The organism is Sunxiuqinia sp. A32 (assembly GCF_052690465.1).
In genome coordinates, this window is record NZ_JBQYLI010000005.1 from 234,890 (window position 1) to 255,417 (window position 20,528).

General features: G+C 36.3%; 23 protein-coding genes and 2 tRNA genes. 10 read left to right on the forward strand and 15 right to left on the reverse strand.

From position 1 onward, the window contains the following. Positions 1–115 precede the first annotated feature (115 nt). Positions 116–3,409 carry an FISUMP domain-containing protein gene (locus ACUNWD_RS07090; RefSeq protein ID WP_445587094.1) on the forward strand — a complete coding sequence of 1,098 codons (3,294 nt, stop codon included), beginning with the start codon at positions 116–118 and terminating at the stop codon, positions 3,407–3,409. An 82-nt stretch (positions 3,410–3,491) separates the two neighbouring features. Here ACUNWD_RS07090 and ACUNWD_RS07095 read toward each other — a convergent pair whose 3' ends face one another. Beyond that, on the reverse strand, positions 3,492–3,725 hold the full coding sequence (locus ACUNWD_RS07095) for a helix-turn-helix domain-containing protein (RefSeq protein ID WP_445587095.1): 234 nt from the start codon (positions 3,723–3,725) through the stop codon (positions 3,492–3,494). A gap of 194 nt (positions 3,726–3,919) precedes the next feature. On the opposite strand from ACUNWD_RS07095, the gene ACUNWD_RS07100 reads away from it, so the two are divergent. From ACUNWD_RS07100 to ACUNWD_RS07120, 5 genes are all read left to right on the forward strand, one after another. Then, on the forward strand, positions 3,920–4,624 hold the full coding sequence (locus tag ACUNWD_RS07100) for a fibrobacter succinogenes major paralogous domain-containing protein (RefSeq protein WP_445587096.1): 705 nt from the start codon (positions 3,920–3,922) through the stop codon (positions 4,622–4,624). 139 nt (positions 4,625–4,763) lie between these two features. Then, positions 4,764–5,066 (forward strand): hypothetical protein, encoded by a 303-nt coding sequence (locus ACUNWD_RS07105; protein ID WP_445587097.1) that lies wholly within the window; start codon positions 4,764–4,766, stop codon positions 5,064–5,066. Between the two features lie 105 nt (positions 5,067–5,171). Continuing rightward, positions 5,172–5,417, forward strand: coding sequence for a hypothetical protein (locus ACUNWD_RS07110; RefSeq protein ID WP_445587098.1), 246 nt, complete (start codon positions 5,172–5,174; stop codon positions 5,415–5,417). A gap of 331 nt (positions 5,418–5,748) precedes the next feature. Further along, the gene (locus ACUNWD_RS07115; protein ID WP_445587099.1) at positions 5,749–6,225 is read left to right on the forward strand and encodes a hypothetical protein; all 477 of its coding nucleotides are present in this window, start codon (positions 5,749–5,751) and stop codon (positions 6,223–6,225) included. A 7-nt stretch (positions 6,226–6,232) separates the two neighbouring features. Continuing rightward, a complete protein-coding gene (locus ACUNWD_RS07120; protein ID WP_445587100.1) occupies positions 6,233–6,697 on the forward strand; it encodes a hypothetical protein in 465 nt (154 codons plus the stop codon). Positions 6,698–6,883: 186 nt separating this feature from the next. Here the strand turns inward: ACUNWD_RS07120 and ACUNWD_RS07125 are convergent. From ACUNWD_RS07125 to ACUNWD_RS07145, 5 genes are all read right to left on the reverse strand, one after another. After that, positions 6,884–6,958: transfer RNA gene (locus ACUNWD_RS07125), tRNA-Pro, on the reverse strand. Between the two features lie 15 nt (positions 6,959–6,973). Beyond that, positions 6,974–7,062, reverse strand: a tRNA-Ser gene (locus ACUNWD_RS07130). 546 nt (positions 7,063–7,608) lie between these two features. Then, positions 7,609–9,243, reverse strand: coding sequence for an apolipoprotein N-acyltransferase (lnt, locus tag ACUNWD_RS07135; protein WP_445587101.1), 1,635 nt, complete (start codon positions 9,241–9,243; stop codon positions 7,609–7,611). 3 nt (positions 9,244–9,246) lie between these two features. Next, on the reverse strand, positions 9,247–10,185 hold the full coding sequence (locus tag ACUNWD_RS07140; protein ID WP_445587102.1) for a bifunctional metallophosphatase/5'-nucleotidase: 939 nt from the start codon (positions 10,183–10,185) through the stop codon (positions 9,247–9,249). After that, the gene (locus ACUNWD_RS07145; RefSeq protein WP_445587103.1) at positions 10,163–10,918 is read right to left on the reverse strand and encodes a 5'-nucleotidase C-terminal domain-containing protein; all 756 of its coding nucleotides are present in this window, start codon (positions 10,916–10,918) and stop codon (positions 10,163–10,165) included. The genes ACUNWD_RS07140 and ACUNWD_RS07145 overlap by 23 nt, the downstream gene beginning before the upstream one ends. A 114-nt stretch (positions 10,919–11,032) precedes the next feature. On the opposite strand from ACUNWD_RS07145, the gene ACUNWD_RS07150 reads away from it, so the two are divergent. Together ACUNWD_RS07150 and ACUNWD_RS07155 are read left to right on the forward strand one after the other, a co-directional pair. Next, positions 11,033–12,061 carry an N-acetylmuramoyl-L-alanine amidase family protein gene (locus ACUNWD_RS07150; RefSeq protein ID WP_445587104.1) on the forward strand — a complete coding sequence of 343 codons (1,029 nt, stop codon included), beginning with the start codon at positions 11,033–11,035 and terminating at the stop codon, positions 12,059–12,061. Next, positions 12,061–12,465, forward strand: a complete 405-nt coding sequence (locus ACUNWD_RS07155) for a thiol-disulfide oxidoreductase DCC family protein (RefSeq protein ID WP_445587105.1) — start codon at positions 12,061–12,063, stop codon at positions 12,463–12,465. The genes ACUNWD_RS07150 and ACUNWD_RS07155 overlap by 1 nt, the downstream gene beginning before the upstream one ends. On the opposite strand, the gene ACUNWD_RS07160 is transcribed toward ACUNWD_RS07155, so the two are convergent. The 8 genes from ACUNWD_RS07160 to ACUNWD_RS07195 form a co-directional block, all read right to left on the reverse strand. Further along, a complete protein-coding gene (locus tag ACUNWD_RS07160) occupies positions 12,462–13,004 on the reverse strand; it encodes a DUF4924 family protein (RefSeq protein WP_445587106.1) in 543 nt (180 codons plus the stop codon). The genes ACUNWD_RS07155 and ACUNWD_RS07160 overlap by 4 nt on opposite strands. 2 nt (positions 13,005–13,006) lie before the next feature. Next, positions 13,007–13,387, reverse strand: coding sequence for an RNA-binding S4 domain-containing protein (locus ACUNWD_RS07165; protein WP_445587107.1), 381 nt, complete (start codon positions 13,385–13,387; stop codon positions 13,007–13,009). Position 13,388: 1 nt separating this feature from the next. Further along, positions 13,389–13,955, reverse strand: coding sequence for an aminoacyl-tRNA hydrolase (gene pth / locus ACUNWD_RS07170; RefSeq protein WP_445587108.1), 567 nt, complete (start codon positions 13,953–13,955; stop codon positions 13,389–13,391). Positions 13,956–13,970: 15 nt separating this feature from the next. Beyond that, positions 13,971–14,549 carry a 50S ribosomal protein L25/general stress protein Ctc gene (locus ACUNWD_RS07175; RefSeq protein ID WP_445587109.1) on the reverse strand — a complete coding sequence of 193 codons (579 nt, stop codon included), beginning with the start codon at positions 14,547–14,549 and terminating at the stop codon, positions 13,971–13,973. Between the two features lie 124 nt (positions 14,550–14,673). Beyond that, positions 14,674–15,615: a ribose-phosphate pyrophosphokinase gene (locus ACUNWD_RS07180; protein WP_445587110.1), complete on the reverse strand. Its 942-nt coding sequence runs from the start codon at positions 15,613–15,615 to the stop codon at positions 14,674–14,676. Positions 15,616–15,765: 150 nt separating this feature from the next. Further along, positions 15,766–16,326, reverse strand: coding sequence for a ribosome biogenesis GTP-binding protein YihA/YsxC (gene yihA / locus ACUNWD_RS07185; RefSeq protein ID WP_445587111.1), 561 nt, complete (start codon positions 16,324–16,326; stop codon positions 15,766–15,768). Positions 16,327–16,359: 33 nt separating this feature from the next. Next, positions 16,360–17,340, reverse strand: coding sequence for a type I phosphomannose isomerase catalytic subunit (locus ACUNWD_RS07190; protein WP_445587112.1), 981 nt, complete (start codon positions 17,338–17,340; stop codon positions 16,360–16,362). A gap of 21 nt (positions 17,341–17,361) precedes the next feature. Beyond that, complete coding sequence (locus ACUNWD_RS07195) at positions 17,362–17,661, reverse strand: Dabb family protein (RefSeq protein ID WP_445587113.1); 300 nt, start codon at positions 17,659–17,661, stop codon at positions 17,362–17,364. Positions 17,662–17,790: 129 nt separating this feature from the next. On the opposite strand from ACUNWD_RS07195, the gene udk reads away from it, so the two are divergent. Both udk and ACUNWD_RS07205 read left to right on the forward strand, forming a co-directional pair. Further along, positions 17,791–18,411: a uridine kinase gene (gene udk / locus ACUNWD_RS07200; RefSeq protein WP_445587114.1), complete on the forward strand. Its 621-nt coding sequence runs from the start codon at positions 17,791–17,793 to the stop codon at positions 18,409–18,411. Further along, a complete protein-coding gene (locus ACUNWD_RS07205; protein WP_445587115.1) occupies positions 18,401–19,123 on the forward strand; it encodes a ribonuclease H-like domain-containing protein in 723 nt (240 codons plus the stop codon). The genes udk and ACUNWD_RS07205 overlap by 11 nt, the downstream gene beginning before the upstream one ends. Before the next feature lie 215 nt (positions 19,124–19,338). Here the strand turns inward: ACUNWD_RS07205 and ACUNWD_RS07210 are convergent, their stop codons facing one another. Next, positions 19,339–20,463, reverse strand: a complete 1,125-nt coding sequence (locus ACUNWD_RS07210) for a formylglycine-generating enzyme family protein (protein WP_445587116.1) — start codon at positions 20,461–20,463, stop codon at positions 19,339–19,341. Positions 20,464–20,528: the final 65 nt, after the last annotated feature.

Sequence of the window (20,528 nt, forward strand, 5' to 3'; positions counted from 1 at the left end):
TCATCCTTGAATTATACTGAAGTGATGTTAATTTTGAATAATTCTAAATTCTTATAAATCATTGATCTAAAAAAGGTAAAATATTAGTTTTGTTAGAATACCTTACACTCCATTTATGAAATATTACATACTTTTTTTCTCCTTTTTCTTGAGTACTTCTTTAGTAGCTCAAGATTTAATTTATACAGTGAGCGGAGATTATAATGATGAGAAAATACCTCTTGATTCTATAATTGTTGATAACGTTACAAATGGTGAGAGCATTTCATTTGTTGATTTACCAGAACATGATTACTATCAAATCAACCTCTCAAAGAATGCTTATTGGGGTACGGTTAGTGTTTTTGATCTTCAGGAAATATCGAATTTTGTAGTGCAAAAGAATATTCCAGGACAGCTGTCTGTTCTTTATTCTGGTTCTTTGCCAATTGATGTTACAATTTCAATTGTAAATATTAATGGGCAGAGTCTTTTTCGAAAAAATAATATATCTATTCGTCCACAGAATTCATTGAAGGTTAATTTAGGTACAGAGGGCTTATGTTTTGTGAAAATTGAATCAACAGAAGAAACTAAGACTCTAAAAGTTATTGGACGAGCAGAGCAATCAAATTTCTCGGTTGAAATTAATGATAATTTTTACAGGAAATCTATTTATTCTTCTACATTAAAAAGCACTACACGAATTGGGGAAGGCGATTTTACCTATGATAAAGGTGATAGCATTCGTATTTGGGCATTTAGGAATGGCATCTATGCATGGCCAAAACACATGCGGATACATGAATCTGAAGATATCGGATTTCTGTTTGAAGATATTGATTATTCGAATCTCAATGTTCAAGCGTATCCAGATTCTATAGGGAAAGAGACAAAATTTATTTGGAATGAAGACACCTTAATTTGCAACTTGATCGATGGTGAATATGTTTTCCAAGGGGATATTATTTTGTCAGAGAATCAAGTTGAATCATACAGATTGAAGGGGGCATCAAGAAGTAATTTGCCATTATGGACAAATGGAATAGTATATTATGTGATTAGTGATGATCTGATAGGAGATAAAAGAATAGATCAGGCGATTGAATATTGGAATCTAAATACATCCGTTGATTTTGTAAAAAGGTATGATGAGAAAAACTATGTAAGTTTTGTCAAAGGAAGAAATGAAGATACTGGGTCCTCTAATCTTGGAATGGTTGGAGGGAAACAAGAAATTAAGATTGGATCCAATTTAGAATCTGGCGATATTATTCATGAAATGGGGCATGCAATTGGCCTTATTCATGAGCATTGTAGGTCAGATCGAGATGCGTATGTTTCTATATTAAAAGAAAATATAGAATTATTCAAGATGCCAAACTTCTGGAAAGTGTCTTCAAGTATAAATAAAGGTAATTTCGATTTCAATTCAATAATGCTATATGGCTCCCATGCTTTTAGCAAAAATGATGAACCAACAATCCTGAAATTAGACGGAACTGAGTATAGAGCGCAACACAGTTATTTGTCTGTCAATGATATTGATTTAATTGATTACCTGTACGGTGGGAGTGCTGCCAAGAGACCCCTTGTTAAAGTGAAATATGCGGATATTGAGTTTGAGAACTATTTTTATATTACAGGGGAAGTTATAAATCAAGGGGATGCGCCAATAGAAAGAAAAGCAATAGTTTGGAGAAGATTATCCGATTCAAATTATAATTATGAATTATTCGATGCTGAAGCGACTAATTTTAATGTAAAAATAAATGATCCTGCTGGATGTGAAGAGTATATATTTTATGCAACAGCGACTAATGCTTTTGGTACAGCGACGAGTGAAATTAAAGCCAGAAATATTCTTCCATTTATGGAACTGAGCGTTTCAGAAGTTGAGGCTAATTCAGCAAAAATAATTTGTAAAGTTGAAGAATGTGATTGTATTAACTGGGTTAAAATTGGAGTATATGATAATGCTGATAATTTGCAAGGTAAGATTGGAGAATTGAAAATTGAAGATCAAAAAAACCAATATGAATATTCGGTCGATTTTTTAGAAGCAGATAAAACTTACTATGCCAGATCTAGTCTAGAGTCGATAGAAAGAGATGGGATATCGTCAGTTATTTATAGTGACGCGTTAGAATTCAAAACATCTAAGGCATCCCTCCCCTCTGTAACGACGAATGAAATATCAAATATTGGTAGTTCTGTTGCAACTAGTGGTGGAAGTATCGTTTCGGATGGTGGGTCTCAGATTATAAAAAGGGGAGTTTGTTGGAGTACTTCATCTTCCCCAACAATTTATGACACTAAAACAAGCGATGGTAGTGGATTAGGACAATTTATTAGCAATTTGGTTGGATTGAAGCCTAATACAGAATACTACGTAAGAGCATATGCGACAAATATCGTTGGCACTGCATACGGATCGCAAAAACAATTTGAAACCTCGATGGCTCAGTTTCCACCAACCGTGGAAACAAATGATGCAACGTCAGTTACTGAAACATCGGCATATTTAAATGGAGCAGTGACTTCAGATGGTGGAAGTTCAATAATTCAGCGAGGATTCTATTGGAGCAAAACGGACAACACCCCAGATATTGATGACAATATTGAAATAGTTAGTGGAACTGTAGGAACGAGTTCAAAGATTATTTCGGGATTAGAACCAAGTACAACATATTACTTCACAATGTTTGCAAAGAATAGTGAAGGAGTTTCTACTGGAAGTATTAAGTCATTTAAAACTAGCGAAGCTCAAATAGTAACAGGTACTCTAACAGATATAGATGGGAATGTATATAAAACAGTAAAAATTGGTAATCAATGGTGGATGGCTGAAAACTTAAAAACAACTAAATATAGAGACGGGTCTATAATTGCTAATAAAGAGAGTAATTCGGAATGGGCAAATTCAACAACAGGAGCATATTCATATAGTTCAAATACATATAAAGAAACATACGGACTACTTTATAATTGGTATGCTGCAAATACAAGCACACTAGCACCAGAGGGCTGGCATGTTCCTTCTAACGCTGAGTGGTCAGAATTACAAAATTATTTGGCTGATAACGGATATAATTACGATGGAAGTATCGGAGGCGGCAATGATAAAATAGGGAAAGCATTAGCAAGTGAGTCAGATTGGACAAATTCAACAATAATTGGATCGATCGGAAATAATCAATCAGAAAATAACCGTAGCGGCTTCTCTGGATTGCCAGGGGGATGGCGCTTGAGCGACGGTAGTTATCAAGTTGATTCAGGCACCTACGGCTGCTGGTGGAGTAAAGGAGAGTATGATGGGTATACTTTTTTAAATGCATTGCGCTATGATAATGAGCAACTTTATCGACATATATCAAATCTTTCAGGTGCAAAAGTTGTTGGTTATAATGTTCGCTGTGTCAAAGATTAACCAAAGAGAAAAGTGCCTGAAAAATGCATATTTAAATAGGGGTATATGAAGGAAAATAATATCGCTATTAAGCGTGGCTTTTTTAGGGCTGAACTGTACCTAATTCTGTTTCAACTCTATGAATAAAATCTGTTGGAGATAAATCCAGAGCTTGTGCTAATTTGAAAATTGTGGAAATTGTAGGTTGTCTTAATCCTCTCTCTAGTAGCGAAATATATGTACGATCTAAATCACAATATTCAGCAAGTTTTTCTTGAGAAATTTTTCTTTCAATTCTCAAATCACGTAAAACCTTACCAAATATCTCAACTATCATAAATTCTGACTTTAGTCAGAACTAAAGTGATATTTTATCATAAAGATATCTACGGACTATAGTCTGAATGTCGTATCTTTGTTTATCAAAAAATTTAAAACGTATGCATACTTAATTTTTTAGAGTGTGCATCTGTCCTGCGTTTTATTAAAAAAACTTTCACCTCTGGGACTGGTGAAAATAAACTACTTGATATGTCACTATTAAAAAGAACCAAAGTATTTTTTCTTTTAATGCTAATGTCTGTTATTATTTCCTGTTCCAAAGACAATGCTGAAACCATTGAAGATTTCACCGGAGATAGTGGGACTTTTGTTGATCAACGTGATGGTCAAACTTATAAATGGGTGCGGATTGACTCACAAATATGGATGGCTGAAAACCTGAAAACCATACTTTTTGATAGCGGGAATCAAATTCCACAAGTTATTGAATCATCCGAATGGGTAAATAGCAGGACTTCTAGTTATTGTTGGTATGACAACGATGAAACTATTGGGAAAACATATGGCGCATTATATAATTGGTATGCAGTTGAATCAGGGAAATTAGCACCAATTGGATGGCATGTTCCTTCTGAATCTGAATGGGAAGAGTTGATTGAATTTATTGGAGGAAATACCATCGCAGGAGAGGAATTGAGAGAAGAAGGAAACCAACATTGGATTGAAAATTCACAGAATACAAATAATGTCCATGGTTTTTCTGCATTGCCTAGCGGTTATAGATCATATGAAGAAGGATCATTTAATCACCTTGGAGCAAATGCTATTTGGTGGTCATCAACAGCGAAAACAGAACAAACCGCAAGAATGTATAGTATTAGTTCCTCAAGTTCAATTTTCACAACAACAGAGCAAAAGTGGTGGGGTTATGCTGTAAGATGTATAAAAGACTAACTCGATTAACTATTCGTCCTGTTTTTATAGAATCACTTAGCTAAATCTTATGGTTAAGGATGAGGGCTTGTATAAAATATGTATTTACAATATTACAGATTCGTTCAATATGGAAAATAAAAATCAAAATTAAAGAATCATGAATGGAATAATCATTCTATCAGTTGGTGAAGGTATCGTCGGCTTCCTTATGTTTATAATTGGAGCTTTAGTATTTTTCGGTGGTTTCCAATTTATAGCACAAAAATATTTTGGAACAAGATTCCATGGAAAATTTGGAGCTCCATCTGCTTTTGAAGAAAATAGAAGAGAAAAGGAAAGTTTTGAGTATTTATCTAAAGTAGATCCAGTAGGAATTAACGTTGCAATAAGTAGTTGTAAAAGAAAGAAATATTCTTTAACTCATCAGAATATACTTTCAGAATACTATAAGAATATATGATTCTTAGATTATGGAGTGGATCAGCGCATTATATAAATGCACAAAAATCTGCTATTTGATAAATTTCTAATTGAAAATTGACATTCTAACCCATCTATAGATATTATGAAAGCAATAGTTAAAAAGAAAATTACAGATGCATTTGAAGAGTTAATACAGGAAATGATTCGAGATCATTGCCAGAACGATCCCCTGTTAGATGGTTTAATTGTTCAAACTGCAATTGCAAATCTTTATAAGAGTTACAAGGCAGATACTTCATTAAAGCAATTAGGGGACTTTAGCGAATCAGAATATGAAAATATCGTTGATGAAGTTACTACTGAAATGACTCAAAAATATCTGGAATAATAAATGATTTGATCAAATCTGGCTAAAGAAAATCATTCACTTTTTATCATAAGCAGGTTAAACCTTAAATACCTGTGAAGTTTTACATTAATGATTCAAAAATGGAAAATGAAGATAACAAGAAAGGTAGTTTAGGTTGTTTTATCGTGACTTTTTTATTTATAGCGGCTGGAATTCCGCTTGCTCTTAGGGATGAATATCTCGTCAGGTCACTTGGCATAATTCCAATAACCATTTTGGGACTCGTCATATCCTATTATGTAGCCCGGGCATTGAATGATCGTGATAAATAAGTCTGGCAAACTAAATCAAACAACTTAAATAAGAGATTATGGCACAAATGGAGCTAATTGAAAACTATTTATCAGCCTGGAAAAGACTTGACTCATCTCTACTGAATCAAGTTCTTCATGATAAAGTTTTATACGAAAGTCAATTTGTATTTGAAGTATTATTAGGTAAATCAGCAGTAACTAATTATCTGAAACAGAAATTTATTGCTATTAAAAGGGAAAATATTCCTGTACTGGCTGAATATGCAACCTACATTGATAATCCATGTATGGTTTTAACCCAATTTTTCATTGATGATGGAATGAGTGGAGATGATCCTAATTTGATCAAAGAAGGCATCACAAAGTCTGGCTTCGAATATAGTTACCGGGAATCAGTAATCTTGTTTGGATTCAAAGATGAAAAGATTAGCAGGATTAATTTATGCGTTATTCCAGGTCCTTCTGAGACAAAAAAGATTGACAATATTGATCTGAGAAACGAAAAGATCAGGCAACTTGAAAATTCTATATAGCTAAAGCATGAAAATTCATTTAACCTTGATATTGCTTGTAACTGTTTTTGTTGGCAGAGCTCAATTTTTGGATCAATTAGTTATAAGCGATCATGCATTTAAAACTGAAAAGCTGAGAATGATTGAGATCCCTTTTGAAGCTAAAATAATTGGCGAAAGCAGTTTTAATAGCATACCATATTCAGATGATGAAGGGTTTATTTATATGAATTTCCCGGATAGTCTTATTGTCCTTTACTGTGGATCAAACCACAATAGCTTTAAAATCTCAGAGAGGTTGAAAGTTAGCCAGGTAAAAAGAGAAAATAATTTGATCATAAGGACGAATTCTGATTCACGAGAAGAAGTTATTGTCAAAGTAGTCAACAAACCTGAAATTGCTATTCAATTTTATTTTCCAGAGACTGCTCTTGATATGGGTGGAAGAAAGCAAATGATGGCTTTTGAGTTCACAAATTTAAAAAAGTTGTGAGTTTCTATAACCATAAGCCCAATACCCTTAATTTATTATCTTTTTACTGGCTTTAATGGGGATTTTAGGGGATAGAAACTGGTGAGATACTAAGAGTGAAAAAATATCAAAATGTTTCACATATGTTTCACCTAATAAAAACAAAAAAGGGCTAGAAATCAATCTACCCCTTTAATTAACAACAAGTCGGGATACCAGGATTCGAACCTGGGACCCCCTGCTCCCAAAGCAGGTGCGCTAACCGGACTGCGCTACATCCCGAATAATATTTTTATGCGGAGAGAGGGGGATTCGAACCCCCGGTACGGTTTGACCCGTACGCCGGTTTAGCAAACCGGTGGTTTCAGCCACTCACCCATCTCTCCAGAAATATTGTGACTAAATTATCATCTCCTTTTTCAAATCATTTTTAGAACGACGAAGCAGTGCTTAGCTTCCCAAAACGTGCGTGCAAATATAGAACTACTTTTCGCTTTCACAAAATAATTTTCAGAAAAATGTGCGTTTTTTTTACTGGTTTTTTAATCGACTTTTTTAAATGCTTGAAAATGGAGGTATAACAATATCGACAAGGGTTTCGGAACCATTTTTACGGTAAAAAATCAAGAAAGTTTAGCTGCCAAAAATTTAAACCTCCAAACAAACTATAAATCAGCCAGATATTATTTCAATGTTTTAAAATCAATCTTTTTACTTGCACCAATCGGGTTTTGCATCTATATTTGAAGCATAGAAAACGTTCTTTAGCAAAGATATTGTCCGCATTAATTCAAATTTGGCAAATTCAACAGTTTATATTAAACCGAGAAAGCTTTTGGATTGCAAAGACAGGCCTTGTAGCCCCGAGTAATCGGGGTGAGTAGTTCGCTACCGATGGAAGTCTGACCGATCCGGCACTCAAATCCTGTAATTCAGGGATTTTGCACAAACGGATTAGTGCGGATTTTTTCTTTTTTATAAATATTGGCTTGCACAAACAAATAAATTAGCAGCAATGAAGCTATTAAAACACTGATGCGTCCAATATAGTCACCGTAGCGAACATAGAACGTTTCCTCAGCATTTGCTTTCACATCCCATTTGATTGCTGATATCTCCCACCAGTTTGTGTTTATCTCTACATCACCACGCTGATTTATTATTGCTGAGATTCCTGTATTTGCTGCACGCACAATACTCCTTCTTGTTTCAACAGCCCGCAACCGGGAAAAAGAAAAATGTTGCTTATATCCAGGAGAATCTAACCACCAACCATCATTGGTGATGATGAAAATCAAATTGGCTCCTTTTTTTACAAACTGAGTCAAGTATTCCCCAAAAACTGATTCATAGCAAATAACCGGAGCTACCAATACGCCATCGTCACTTTCAAAGACGGACGGCTCATTCTGAACGCCTAAACTCCCGGTAGTACCTCCCAAATCAATAATAAACTTTTCAACGAACGAAAAATACTTACTGAACGGCATCTTCTCCACCCCACTCACCAAGATACTTTTGTGATAATATTGAATCTCATCAGAACGATCAATGAGAATGGCGGAGTTGTAGATATCAAAATACAAATCACTATTCTTCATCCTTCGCACTGTTTCAGGCATCTCTTTTCCTGGATAATAAAGTTTCTGAGTTGTTGCTCCAAATACAATTTGCAAACTCGGATATTGCCTTACCAGACTTTTAAAAGGTAAAATATATGGATTATTACCGATCTCTTCATTTTCCCATACCGGAGGAATCGCAGTTTCCGGACCAATTAGAAATTTTGTCGAATCAGTCACCAAAGAATTAGCTAACTGCAGCAATCGATCGACTTGTTCTTTTTCTGATAAGCCTCCAAACTTCTCGTTATATGGATCAATATTTGGTTGCAATATTACGACTTCGCGTGTTTCTCCTGTCTCCTGATAATTTCTATATTGATAGAAGGAAAAGCTAATCGGTGTAAATACCACAAACAACAAAATAAACAACTTTAAGGAATACCCTTTTATCACCTCAAAACTGCTTCTATTAAATATTTTGAAAAGAATGAGGTTGATCATCAGAATCCAAAGTGAACCACCCAAAACACCAGTATATTCGTACCACTGAACCAAGGTCACCTGGTTTGCGAATCCATTCCCTAATGTCAGCCAAGGCCATGCTATCTCCCAATTAAAATGAATATATTCAAACGACAGCCATAATACGACGAGAGCTAACTCTCCCAATCGAGCACTTACATTTCGTTTAAATAAATGATATAGCCACCAAACCACAGTCATTAAAACGGAATTCAAAAGAACAATTATTATCATTCCAAAAATGGTGGCATGCATGATCCACCAGGTAGTCAGCATATTCCATGACAAAAAGGCCAAAAAGCCATAAGCAGAGAATTCGATGTGATGATTGGAAGTGCGCTTTCGGAACAATTCTTCTTCGACAAGTAGAAGCGGCAATAGAGCAATAAATAGAATCCAACCGGGTAATATACCCAACCAGGGAAGGCTCAATAATAAGCCACTAAATAACGACAATAATACTAGCTGATATTTCTTCATTAACTAGGAAGTACTCATATTTTGGGCAATAACAACCGGTTTTTCTTTCTTATTTCGGCCAAACAAAAAATCAATTTTACCAAGCACCATTCCTCCCCAACCAGCTTGATTGACGATAATTCGCTCACCATTCGCATTTTTCAATTCCAACGGTTTATCAAGAAATGTATGTGTATGCCCACCAATTATTAAATCTGTATGTCGAGTTAAGGCAGCCAGTTTCTTATCTGATATTTTACTATTCTTATACTCCAGTCCCAAATGAGATAGGCAAATAACCAGATCGCACTTCTTTTCATTCCTCAGGAAATTTTCCTTTTCCAAAGCAACTTCAACAGGATCATTATATACAGTTTCCAAATAATTTTTAGGACTAACTAAGCCATTTAACTCAATTCCCAATCCATAAAGACCAACTTTCACTCCTCCTCGTCTATAAATCACATAGTCGGGGAAACGGCCATAAAGCATGGTATTTGTAAAATCATAATTACTACAAACATATGGGAAATTTGAATTATACAAGGGCTCATACATACCCTCAAGTCCATTATCAAATTCATGGTTTCCAATTGTGGACGCATCGTAACCAATTTTCGACATTACCTTTACGATTAACTCACCTTTGTAATAATTAAAATAGGGAGTTCCCTGGTAAAAGTCCCCGGCATCCAATAAAAGGGAGTTGGGATTCTGCTCACGAAGTTTCTTAATCAAGCCACTAAGGCTAGCCATTCCACCTCGGCCTTTATAAAAACTATGATCCTCTGACAACGGATCAATATGGCAGTGAATATCATTCGTATGGAATATCGTAAGCTGCAACAAATCTTCTTTCGCCAGCAGTTCTTCGGGATAGTTTAGCAAGGAAATCCCTGCCGAAGCAGTCAACAAATTGCGTATAAATTTTCGTCTACTTTTATTCATAATAAATCCTCCCATCCAATGTCGCTTCAATTTTCACTCCTGCTGCGTAATTCCTTCTCATATTTCGAATAATAAGATCTCGAATTTTGAAGCCGGTGGGAATATAACGTTTCCGATTTTTAAACATAACTATATCATCACCACCATTTGCCACATAATCATTGGTCACTAAATAGTAACTTTTACTCATTACAACTTCTGCACCATTCACCTTAAAATCAGCAATATTACCATCCTTAATCCCAATCATCACACCAGCGATTGCATCCCCTCCAATCTTAGCAATATGCTCTGCAAACTTTCGAAGGTCTTCCCCTGCAATTTCTATAATGACCAACTCATTCTCAAAAGGCATAAGCTCAAAAACATTGCCGACCGTTATCTCTCCCCGGGGTAATGATGATCTAATGCCACCGTAATTCATATAAGCCACATCTGGACGAAAAGTATAATTATAAGACCTGCAAAAAGCTTTTCCCTCCTCCAACAACAAATCAGACAGATAATTTGTAAGCTTACTTTCTGGCTTATGTTTTGATATTTCTTCCGTTGAAAATGATATAACTTCAGACATATCCTCCACCAAAACATCTTTAAATGGTTGAATCAAGGAAATGATATCAGAATCAGGCAAAAAATCAACGGGATAATTTGAGATATTTTCGGAACGTATCTCACTAACTACCAGATGTTGTCTGCAGGAAACAATAGAAAGAATAAGAAATATTACCAATAATGATCTTCTCATCTGTTTTTATTTTTCAATATTTAGAAATAGCTTTATTCCAATTTTAAGAATGAATGAAATAATTTTTAAACATTAAAAAAAGGATTTCGTTTTTATAAAAACATATTTCTATAAATGGAGCAATTAAAGTTAGGATTTTTCAATCGGCAATTATATATATTTCTCACAATCGTTTTCATTTTATTTAACATTGCTGCTTTTGCCCAAGAATATCAAACGACAAAAGCGTTAAAGGGAGAAGGCATATATAGCCTATTGAAAAGACACGGATTGTCACCTGGTGAGCATTTAAATACCTTTATCGAATTAAATAAATCAAATCTCGGTTCAAACAACAGTTTATATTCCGGAAGAACCTACAAGCTCCCCATCGTTGAAAGTTCAAAAACCGCAGCCAGTTCATCGGGAGGTACAACTTATTCAATATTTGGAAAGAAATATGAGCAGGTTAGCCCAATCGATAATCAACTCTCGGGAGCCGTATTCTACCTTGTAAGTGGACATGGAGGCCCAGACCCCGGTGCTGTTGGCAAACTAAACAATCACATTCTTTGCGAAGATGAATATGCATACGATGTCACGCTGAGATTGGCCAGAAAGTTAATTGAACATGGTGCATTGGTCTATATGATTACTCGGGACGATAATGACGGGATTCGCGATGACAGTTATTTGCAACCGGATAAAGACGAGAAATGTTATCCAAACTTAACGATTCCGCGTAATCAACTGAGCAGATTAAGACAGCGAAAGGATGCGGTAAATAAATTATACATCCAAAACAAAGGAAAGCACCAACGCTTAATTATCACACATGTTGATTCCAGAAGTAAAGGAGAAAATATTGATGTATTTTTCTACTACGACAAAAGGAGCAAAACAGGAAAGAAAATGGCTGTAAATATGCAAAGCACTTTCAAGGCAAAATACGACAAATACCAACCCAATCGCGGCTATCATGGAAGTATATCTGCCCGTAATTTATATGTGCTAAAATATTCGTATCCGCCTGCTGTTTTTATTGAGCTGGGAAACATCAATCACACCCGCGACCAACAACGTTTTATTAAAGAAAATAACCGGCAGGCACTTGCCAACTGGATGGCTGAAGCAATGATAAAAGACTACAAGAATAATCGTTGATGGAGCGCAACAATGGCAAAATACTAATCCTATTTGATGGTTTCTGCCACCTTTGTAATTACTCCGTAAATATTATACTTCGTTTTGATCGAAAAAGGAAATTTGTATTTAGTTCACTCTCCAGCGAAACCGGTAGTTATTGGATAAACAAACTTTCAATTCCAAAACAACTTGACTCAATTCTGGTAATTGATAACGGTAAATGGCTAACTAAATCGGATGCTGTGCTTACTATTTCAAAAAAGCTTGGAGGTGGATTTTACTTAAGCTTTATCGCATATATTCTACCAAAGAAAATCCGCGACAAGCTATACGACTGGATAGCTCGAAAACGATATAAGTGGTTTGGTAAAAGGGAAACTTGTAGAATTCCGAAACCAGAAGACAGCGAGCGTTTCATTTAGACATCAAAGTCGCCTCTTTCATATTGCAGGTATCGCGCAGAAAGATGTGCAATCATCTTACTTATGTGAGACATAGCCTGCTTTGTTTCCACTGTGATTTCCTTCTTTTGTAATTTCAAAAGCATCATAGTATATAAGGCATGCAATGCAACCTGAATGTCGTGATCTTTTTCAGTCTCACTTTTTTGCCTAAATTCTTCTATTACAGGTTTAGCTAATTGATAAAGTAAGCGATATTGGCTATCTGCAGAACTTTGAAGCAAAATCAAATGAAATTGATTGATATCGTTTATAAGATTGGTAATAAACTGCAGGTGACCTTTCTCCTTGATCTGCTCTTTTTCCATCATCACCACCAGATTCTTATACCAATCGTATATTTCCAGCTGCTTATCTTCATCTCCCCCGAACCGAACAACCAATTGGTTACTAATAGCACCCAAATCATAATTTAGGGCGCGAAAAATGTCTTCCAACTGCCACATGTAGAGCACATACTCTGCAATGTTTTGTCTCCGTTTTTCTTTTGCAATAAGCATTTTTAGTCTGTTTCAAAGAAATTATCCAAATCGCGTCGATCTTTCTTGGTTGGTCGGCCAGTTCCTTTATCCCGCTGAAACCAACCCATATTTTTTTGAACTTCCAACACTTCAAGTTCTTCAGGAGCAGTAATATCTTCCAGAAATTCAGACACCAACTTTGCACCCATCCGTTTCTCCGCAAGCTTCAATACTTTAAAACTGTAAGTTACGGGTTGTTTCTTAATTTTCACAACATCCCCAACTTTCAGTATTCGAGATGGCTTTACCGAAATATCATCAATCATAACCCTGCCCTTCTTACAAGCTTCAGTTGCCTGACTCCTCGTTTTAAAAAGCCTGACAGCCCAAATCCACTTATCGACCCGAACCTGGCTATCCATCTTATTTTCGCTTATTAAATTGATTCATTGCACGAGCTACACCAACAGTCGCAAAAGCATGTATTATCTCAATACATTCATCTAATTTGGCTGGCAAATCTAACTCCTCATCTTTAGACCATCCACTCAATACGTAATCAACCTGCTGCCCTCGTCTGAAATCATCACCAATCCCAAAACGCAGTCTGGCATAATCACTACGTCCAAAAGCTTCCTGAATGTTCTTTAATCCATTATGGCCTGCATCACCACCTTTAGCCCTCAACCTTAATGTGCCAAATGGAAGAGCCAGATCATCAGTTAAAACTAATAAATTCTCAAATGGGACTTTCTCTTTCTGCAACCAATAATTCACCGCTCGCCCACTTAAATTCATGAAAGTTGTGGGCTTAAGCAAAATTAATGTTCTGGATTTAAATTTGTATTCAGTAACAAACCCATAACGCTTATCACTAAAAACAATATTGGACGCATCAGCAAGAGCGTCCAATATTTTAAACCCGATATTATGACGGGTGTTTTCGTATTCTTTTCCCGGATTACCTAATCCAGTTATAAGATATTTCAAAACAATCAGTTTTTATTATTCTGACTTGCCTGACTGTGCAGCAGCACGAGCAGCCCTTGTAATCATGATAGTAACAACAGGTACTGATTTAGTGTTCAAAAACTCAAGAGTATCTGATTTCAATTCAGCAACTTTAAAACTTTGTCCAAGCTCAAGGTTTGTAATATTGATTTCAATATTGTCTGGCAAATCTTTAGCTAATGCTTTTACTTTTAATCGACGAAGGTTAGTTTTTAATTTACCCCCTTGACGCATACCTTTTGCAAAACCAACTACCTTGATAGGAACTTCAATTTTCAAAGGTTGTTCTTCATTGATTAAAAGGAAGTCAACATGTAAAATTTGTTCTTCTACCGGGTGAAATTGAATATCTTGCATGATAGCTTTATAAGCAGTACCATCAATATCCAAGTCAATTAGGTATACATTTGGTGTATAAATAGCTTTTCTAAAAGCTCCTACTTCAGCATAAAAATGGATTGGCTCTTCTCCCCCGTATAGTACACAAGGAACTTTTTCTTCAGCGCGAAGTTTTTTAGATTCTTTCTTTCCTAAATTCTCGCGCAATGCGCCTTTAATAGCAATTGATTTCATTTTTGAAAATTTAAATAATTAATTATGGTACTCAGTCCTCCCTTTGGTAAAATCAATTTTTACGTTTTCGGGCAAACAGCATACATAACTGCCGTCATGGAAAAAGCGGTGCAAATATATAAAATTACTTGAAGAACATCGAACTAATTGACTCATTTTTATGGACTCTGCCAATTGCTTCACCAAAAGCGTCGGCCACAGAAATGTATTTAATTTTGTCAGATTCTTTCTTCGGTGGAATTGAGTTCGTAAAATAAACCTCTTTCAAGGCAGATTCCTCAATACGTTCATAAGCTGGCCCAGACAATAAACCATGCGCTGCAAAAGCTCTAACAGAGTTTGCGCCTTCTTTAATCATCAGGCCTGCAGCTTTAGTAATGGTCCCTGCTGTATCAATCAGGTCATCTACAATGATAACATCTTTATCTCTTACATCACCAATTAATGTCATGCTACCTACAACATTTGCTTTTGCTCTGGATTTGTGACAAATAACCATATCCGTTCCGAGCAATCTTGCATACGTATTAGCACGTTTTGTTCCGCCAACATCAGGAGAGGCAATTACGATATCACGCAATCCCATCTTTTGGATGTACGGAATAAATAGAGCAGAAGCAAAAAGGTGGTCAACAGGAACGTTGAAAAATCCCTGAATCTGATCTGCATGAAGATCCATTGTTATAATGCGATCAACTCCTGCAGCAGAAAGTAGGTCTGCCATTAATTTCGCACCGATTGAAACACGAGGTTTGTCTTTTCTGTCTTGTCGGGCGTAACCAAAATAAGGAATCACAGCTATAATTTTATAAGCTGAGGCTCTTTTGGCAGCATCAATCATCAATAAAAGCTCTAGCAGATTATCTGCAGAAGGAAAAGTAGATTGTACGATAAAAACGTGAGAACCACGAATTGTTTCTTCATAACAAGGTTCAAACTCACCGTCTGCAAAAATAGGACAGGAAGATTTTCCCAGGTCAACTCCTATACTATCACAAATCTTTTCGGTTAAATACTTTGTCGCAGTACCTGTAAAAACCTTAAGAGGGGCCTTTTTTGCCATCATTTACTATTTTAATTATGTGCTTTGGAATCGCGCGCAAAGGTAAAAAAATCTTTAAGATATCCTTAAAAACTATACCTACAAGTTATTAATTTTCATATTAAGCACCAAATACATTTCCGCAAACCACTAAAAGACAGCACCATGCTAAAACTACTTGCATTGTTCAATAAAATCTAAAATCTCTTCTCGACCATTTCCGGTAGCAGCAGAACTTATGAGCATCGTTGGCAATTCGGCCCAATGTTTTAATAACTCTTTTTTGTAGTTATTAATATTCTTATCGAGCATTGTTTTGCCAAGTTTATCAGTCTTTGTGAAAATTAATGCAAAAGGAACCTCTTTTTCTCCCAGCCAATTTATAAACTCCATATCAATTTTCTGAGGTTCATGTCTTGAGTCAATCAAAACAAAAAGACAGTATAAGTTCTGTCTTTTTATGATGTAACTTACGATATATTCCTGAAATTTGTTTTTCGCCTTCAAAGACACTTTCGCAAAGCCGTAACCGGGTAAATCTACCAAATACCAGGTGTCATCAATAAGAAAATGGTTTATTAACTGTGTTTTCCCCGGACGTGATGAGGTTTTAGCCAATTTCTTATTATCAGTCAGCATGTTGATTAATGAAGATTTGCCCACATTTGAACGGCCAATAAAAGCAAACTCAGGCTTATCTGGTGCAGGACATTTGCCTACATCAGAATTACTCATCAAAAAACGGGCATTTTTAATCTCCATAATATCTTATAAATGTACTTCCAATAATTTTACTTCGGAATTTTTCGGATTCAGGAAGAAACTGTCCATTGAAGCAGGAACTAAAATTGTTTCTCCTTTTTTAACAGAAATACTTCCATCATCATACTCAACATCCAGTTCACCATCTAAACAAATGTATATTATAAATGAATCAACTTTAACGAAATCTCTTTCAATTTTTTGATCGACCTTAAGCAAACTAGTGGTAAAATAGTTGCACTTTACAATCTCACAACTTTCGTTGGTAGTTGCTTCATAGTTAGATTTATATTCGTCGAGAAGTGTAAAGTCAATCGCGTCAAGAGCCAATTCTGTATGTAATTCACGGGTATTTCCTTTGTCATCTTTACGGTCATAATCGTAAATGCGGTAAGTAACATCCGATGTTTGTTGAATTTCAGCTAATAAAATACCTTTTCCAATTGCATGAACGCGACCTGCAGGAATAAAAAACACATCCCCCTCCTGAACTTCTTCAAAATTTAGAATGTCAGTTAGTTCATTTGATTCCAATTTTTGCAAATACTTTTCTTTATCCACCTGCTGATTAAAACCTGCATTTAATTTTGATCCTGCATCAGCCTGCATTACATACCACATTTCCGTTTTTCCGAAGGCTTGATGTCTTTGTTTTGACATTTCATCATCTGGGTGCACCTGGATTGATAGATCGTCATTTGCATCAATAAATTTAATCAGCAATGGGAATTCAACACCAAATTTTTCATAAACCTGGTCTCCAACCAATTCTCCCATGTAAATCTCAATAAGTTCTTCCAAGGTATTTCCAGCCAAATGACCATCAGCAACCACCGAAACATGATCCTGTACTCCTGAAATCTCCCAGCTTTCACCACAATTAGGAAGATTTCCAAAGTCTTTATTTAAGATTGTATTAATTTTTTGTCCACCCCAAATTTTATCCATGTATTGGGGTTTAAATTTCAAAGGATATAACTGCTTCATAATATATTTTTATCAATGCTTTTAAAATTCAAAATCAACGGCTGCTCTTGATTCGGTAGTTTCACCAACTAACTTCACCACCTTCATGTGATCCGGATGCACACGATAAATATCAAGATCCTCAACATTCTCAAAATGCGAAATAAGACAGATATCATATGACTTTGAATCAAGCTCATAGTTCAGCCCTACTTCCAAATACTTGACTTGTTCGATTTTATCCTTTAAACCTTCAAGTGCTTCTTTAAGTTGAGTAAGTACTTGTTTTTTCTCATCTTCCGGATAACTTTTCAATTTGAAAAGGACTACATGATTGATCATTATCGATAGTTTTAATCGTTAAAAATTGATGCTGCGAAGTTAATATTTTCCCGCTACTGTTTCATAAATGAGCTGCCAATTAACAAAAATACCTGCGTGTTCCTTATATTTGAATTAAAATTCGATAAAATGATAATTATTGGTATTGCTGGCGGGACAGGCGCAGGCAAAACAACAGTGGTTAATAAAATCATGAATCAGCTGGCTTCCGAAGAAGTTGCAGTAATTTCACAAGACTCCTACTATAAAGACAACAGTCATCTTCCGATCGAAGAACGAAGAAAAATAAATTACGACCACCCCGAATCTATTGAATTTGGTCTACTTGCAAGGCATCTCGCCCAGCTTCGAAACCAGCAGATAATTCAGGAACCTCAGTATTCATACCTTACATGCACCCGGCAAAAGGAAACCAAGACGGTCAAGCCAACATCAATAATAATAGTTGAAGGAATACTGGTTCTTTCCAATGCACCTTTACGGGAAATGATGGATATTCGGGTATTTGTAGATTGTGATTCAGATGTGAGACTATCTCGTGTGATAAAACGTGACATTGTTGAACGTGGCAGAGATTTAGACGAGGTTTTAGCTAGGTATGAAGAAACCGTGCGCCCAAGCCACATTCAATTTATCGAGCCAACAAAGCGTTTTGCCGATATTATCATTCCTCAGGGTGGAAACAATAAAGTAGCTATTCAAATTCTATCTCATTACATCAAACAAAATCTGGATAACAATGCTCTATAATTTAAATATTGAAGATATACTTTTCCTTGATATTGAAACAGTACCACAACATGTTGCTTTTAATGAAATGCCGGAGGACTTTCAAAAACTCTGGGATAAAAAATCAACATTCTTCCGAACCGAAGACCAAGTAGCTGCTGATGTTTATGAGCGTGCCGGCATTTATGCTGAATTTGGAAAGATCATCTGTATATCAGTCGGTTTCGTCACACAAAAGATGGGTGAACGTTTTTTCCGAGTAAAATCATTCTATGATGACAATGAGAAAAAACTGTTGTCATCCTTTAATGACATGCTCAATAAATTTACTGCAAACCCGGGGAAATGTTTATGTGCGCATAACGGTCAGGAATTTGACTATCCATACATTGCCCGCCGCACCCTTATCAACGGACTACGGTTGCCAAAAATACTCGACATTGCCGGGATGAAACCCTGGGATGTAAAAGACAAACTGATGGACACCCTGCAACTGTGGAAGTTTGGCGATTATAAAAACTACACCTCCTTAAGTTTGCTTTGTGCGGCATTTAATATTCCAACGCCAAAAGATGACATTGATGGAAGCCAGGTTGCTAGTGTTTATTACGATGAAGGAGATATCGACCGAATCATCAGGTATTGCGAAAAAGACACGCTTGCTGTCGCAAACCTCGTACTTCGATACAAAGGAGAAGAAATCATTCCAATGGAAAACATGGAGATCGTTTGAATTTACGAGTGTATTTTCAACTTTGAGAGATCACCTTTCTTCAGTAAATTTCGTTCCAAGCTTTTCAAAAAAACAATCAAAACTATGGAAAACTATTGAACACAATTATCTCCAACTGTTTTCCAGGGTTTCCTATCGCCTTCACTTAACTGGAAACAGAACTATAAAACGAAAAAAGATCAATTGTCATTTCAATTATTTTGAACATTTTCAGGTCAATTAGCGGAAACAACGCATCGAAAACCTGTATGATTTAAACTAGTGTCCCAAGTTGTTTTCATGCGTGCAGCCACTCGAAAACCAGAACAATATTGATCGTTGCACAAGAAAGAACCCCCACGAGTTACTTTCTTTTGGGCGTACGGTTCCTGCGGATCAAATGATTGCTCAGGTCCTTCCGGATTCTGGACCACTCCCAGATTTAAACACTCACGATAATAGTCAGGATGATACCAATCACTACACCACTCCCAAACATTGCCGCCCATATCATATAATCCATAACCATTGGGATCAAATTGCTTTACCGGAGCAGCTCTTGCAAATCCATCTTCCTCTGTATTCTCATTTGGGAAATGTCCGTCCCACGAATTCGCTTTGGTTTTTCCCTGAGTAATCGGTTCATCTCCCCAAGGATAAATCGAATTTGGCAATCCACCACGTGATGCATATTCCCATTCTGCTTCTGTTGGTAGTCGTTTCCCTGCCCATTTTGCATATGCTACCGCATCTTCCCACGAAACATGCACAACCGGATAATCATCTTTCCCTGCGATAGAACCTTCAGGCCCTTCCGGATGTTTCCAATCTGCACCAGCCACCCAACTCCACCAGATCATTGGATTATCAAGAGAGACAGCATGATTTGGTGGATTAAAAACCAAGGAAGCTGCCACAAAAAAACTATCATCAGGTTTTGGAGTCCCCGGTGGCACCTGCTGCTTTAATTGCTCCCAATCGGGCTTTCGTTCCGCTGTTGTTATGTAGCCTGTCGCATCTGCAAACTCTTTAAACTGTCGGTTGGTAACTTCATGCACATCCATATAAAAAGAGGAAACTTGAACCTTATGATGCGGAAATTCATCCTGTCTTCCCCACAAACTATCACCTCCCATTACAAACTCCCCGCCATTAATGAATACCATATCTTCAAAATTGGAACTCTGACCTGTAACTGAATCTTTTTGGGCAAGTGACTGAATCGGAAATCTGGGAGGAATTGACGTGCAGCAAGACAGCAATGTATCTGATTCAACACTCACTTTCTCGCTTTTCTTATTGGGTTGATTTTGGCAGGCAACCAAAACAAATAGCAAAACAAACAGCGGCAAATACCTCATATCGTAAAGTTTGCTGTACAAACAATTCCACACCAAAAGGGTTTAACGAATTTGCTTATTTAGAA

What these genes read in the sequence shown, in the direction of transcription:
- ACUNWD_RS07090 (WP_445587094.1), top strand. Translation starts at nt 116, where the DNA reads ATGAAATATTACATACTTTTTTTCTCCTTTTTCTTGAGTACTTCTTTA.
- ACUNWD_RS07095 (WP_445587095.1), bottom strand. Translation starts at nt 3,725, where the DNA reads ATGATAGTTGAGATATTTGGTAAGGTTTTACGTGATTTGAGAATTGAA.
- ACUNWD_RS07100 (WP_445587096.1), top strand. Translation starts at nt 3,920, where the DNA reads ATGTCACTATTAAAAAGAACCAAAGTATTTTTTCTTTTAATGCTAATG.
- ACUNWD_RS07105 (WP_445587097.1), top strand. Translation starts at nt 4,764, where the DNA reads ATGAATGGAATAATCATTCTATCAGTTGGTGAAGGTATCGTCGGCTTC.
- ACUNWD_RS07110 (WP_445587098.1), top strand. Translation starts at nt 5,172, where the DNA reads ATGAAAGCAATAGTTAAAAAGAAAATTACAGATGCATTTGAAGAGTTA.
- ACUNWD_RS07115 (WP_445587099.1), top strand. Translation starts at nt 5,749, where the DNA reads ATGGCACAAATGGAGCTAATTGAAAACTATTTATCAGCCTGGAAAAGA.
- ACUNWD_RS07120 (WP_445587100.1), top strand. Translation starts at nt 6,233, where the DNA reads ATGAAAATTCATTTAACCTTGATATTGCTTGTAACTGTTTTTGTTGGC.
- lnt (WP_445587101.1), bottom strand. Translation starts at nt 9,243, where the DNA reads ATGAAGAAATATCAGCTAGTATTATTGTCGTTATTTAGTGGCTTATTA.
- ACUNWD_RS07140 (WP_445587102.1), bottom strand. Translation starts at nt 10,185, where the DNA reads ATGGGAGGATTTATTATGAATAAAAGTAGACGAAAATTTATACGCAAT.
- ACUNWD_RS07145 (WP_445587103.1), bottom strand. Translation starts at nt 10,918, where the DNA reads ATGAGAAGATCATTATTGGTAATATTTCTTATTCTTTCTATTGTTTCC.
- ACUNWD_RS07150 (WP_445587104.1), top strand. Translation starts at nt 11,033, where the DNA reads ATGGAGCAATTAAAGTTAGGATTTTTCAATCGGCAATTATATATATTT.
- ACUNWD_RS07155 (WP_445587105.1), top strand. Translation starts at nt 12,061, where the DNA reads ATGGAGCGCAACAATGGCAAAATACTAATCCTATTTGATGGTTTCTGC.
- ACUNWD_RS07160 (WP_445587106.1), bottom strand. Translation starts at nt 13,004, where the DNA reads ATGCTTATTGCAAAAGAAAAACGGAGACAAAACATTGCAGAGTATGTG.
- ACUNWD_RS07165 (WP_445587107.1), bottom strand. Translation starts at nt 13,387, where the DNA reads ATGGATAGCCAGGTTCGGGTCGATAAGTGGATTTGGGCTGTCAGGCTT.
- ACUNWD_RS07175 (WP_445587109.1), bottom strand. Translation starts at nt 14,549, where the DNA reads ATGAAATCAATTGCTATTAAAGGCGCATTGCGCGAGAATTTAGGAAAG.
- ACUNWD_RS07180 (WP_445587110.1), bottom strand. Translation starts at nt 15,615, where the DNA reads ATGATGGCAAAAAAGGCCCCTCTTAAGGTTTTTACAGGTACTGCGACA.
- yihA (WP_445587111.1), bottom strand. Translation starts at nt 16,326, where the DNA reads ATGAGTAATTCTGATGTAGGCAAATGTCCTGCACCAGATAAGCCTGAG.
- ACUNWD_RS07190 (WP_445587112.1), bottom strand. Translation starts at nt 17,340, where the DNA reads ATGAAGCAGTTATATCCTTTGAAATTTAAACCCCAATACATGGATAAA.
- ACUNWD_RS07195 (WP_445587113.1), bottom strand. Translation starts at nt 17,661, where the DNA reads ATGATCAATCATGTAGTCCTTTTCAAATTGAAAAGTTATCCGGAAGAT.
- udk (WP_445587114.1), top strand. Translation starts at nt 17,791, where the DNA reads ATGATAATTATTGGTATTGCTGGCGGGACAGGCGCAGGCAAAACAACA.
- ACUNWD_RS07205 (WP_445587115.1), top strand. Translation starts at nt 18,401, where the DNA reads ATGCTCTATAATTTAAATATTGAAGATATACTTTTCCTTGATATTGAA.
- ACUNWD_RS07210 (WP_445587116.1), bottom strand. Translation starts at nt 20,463, where the DNA reads ATGAGGTATTTGCCGCTGTTTGTTTTGCTATTTGTTTTGGTTGCCTGC.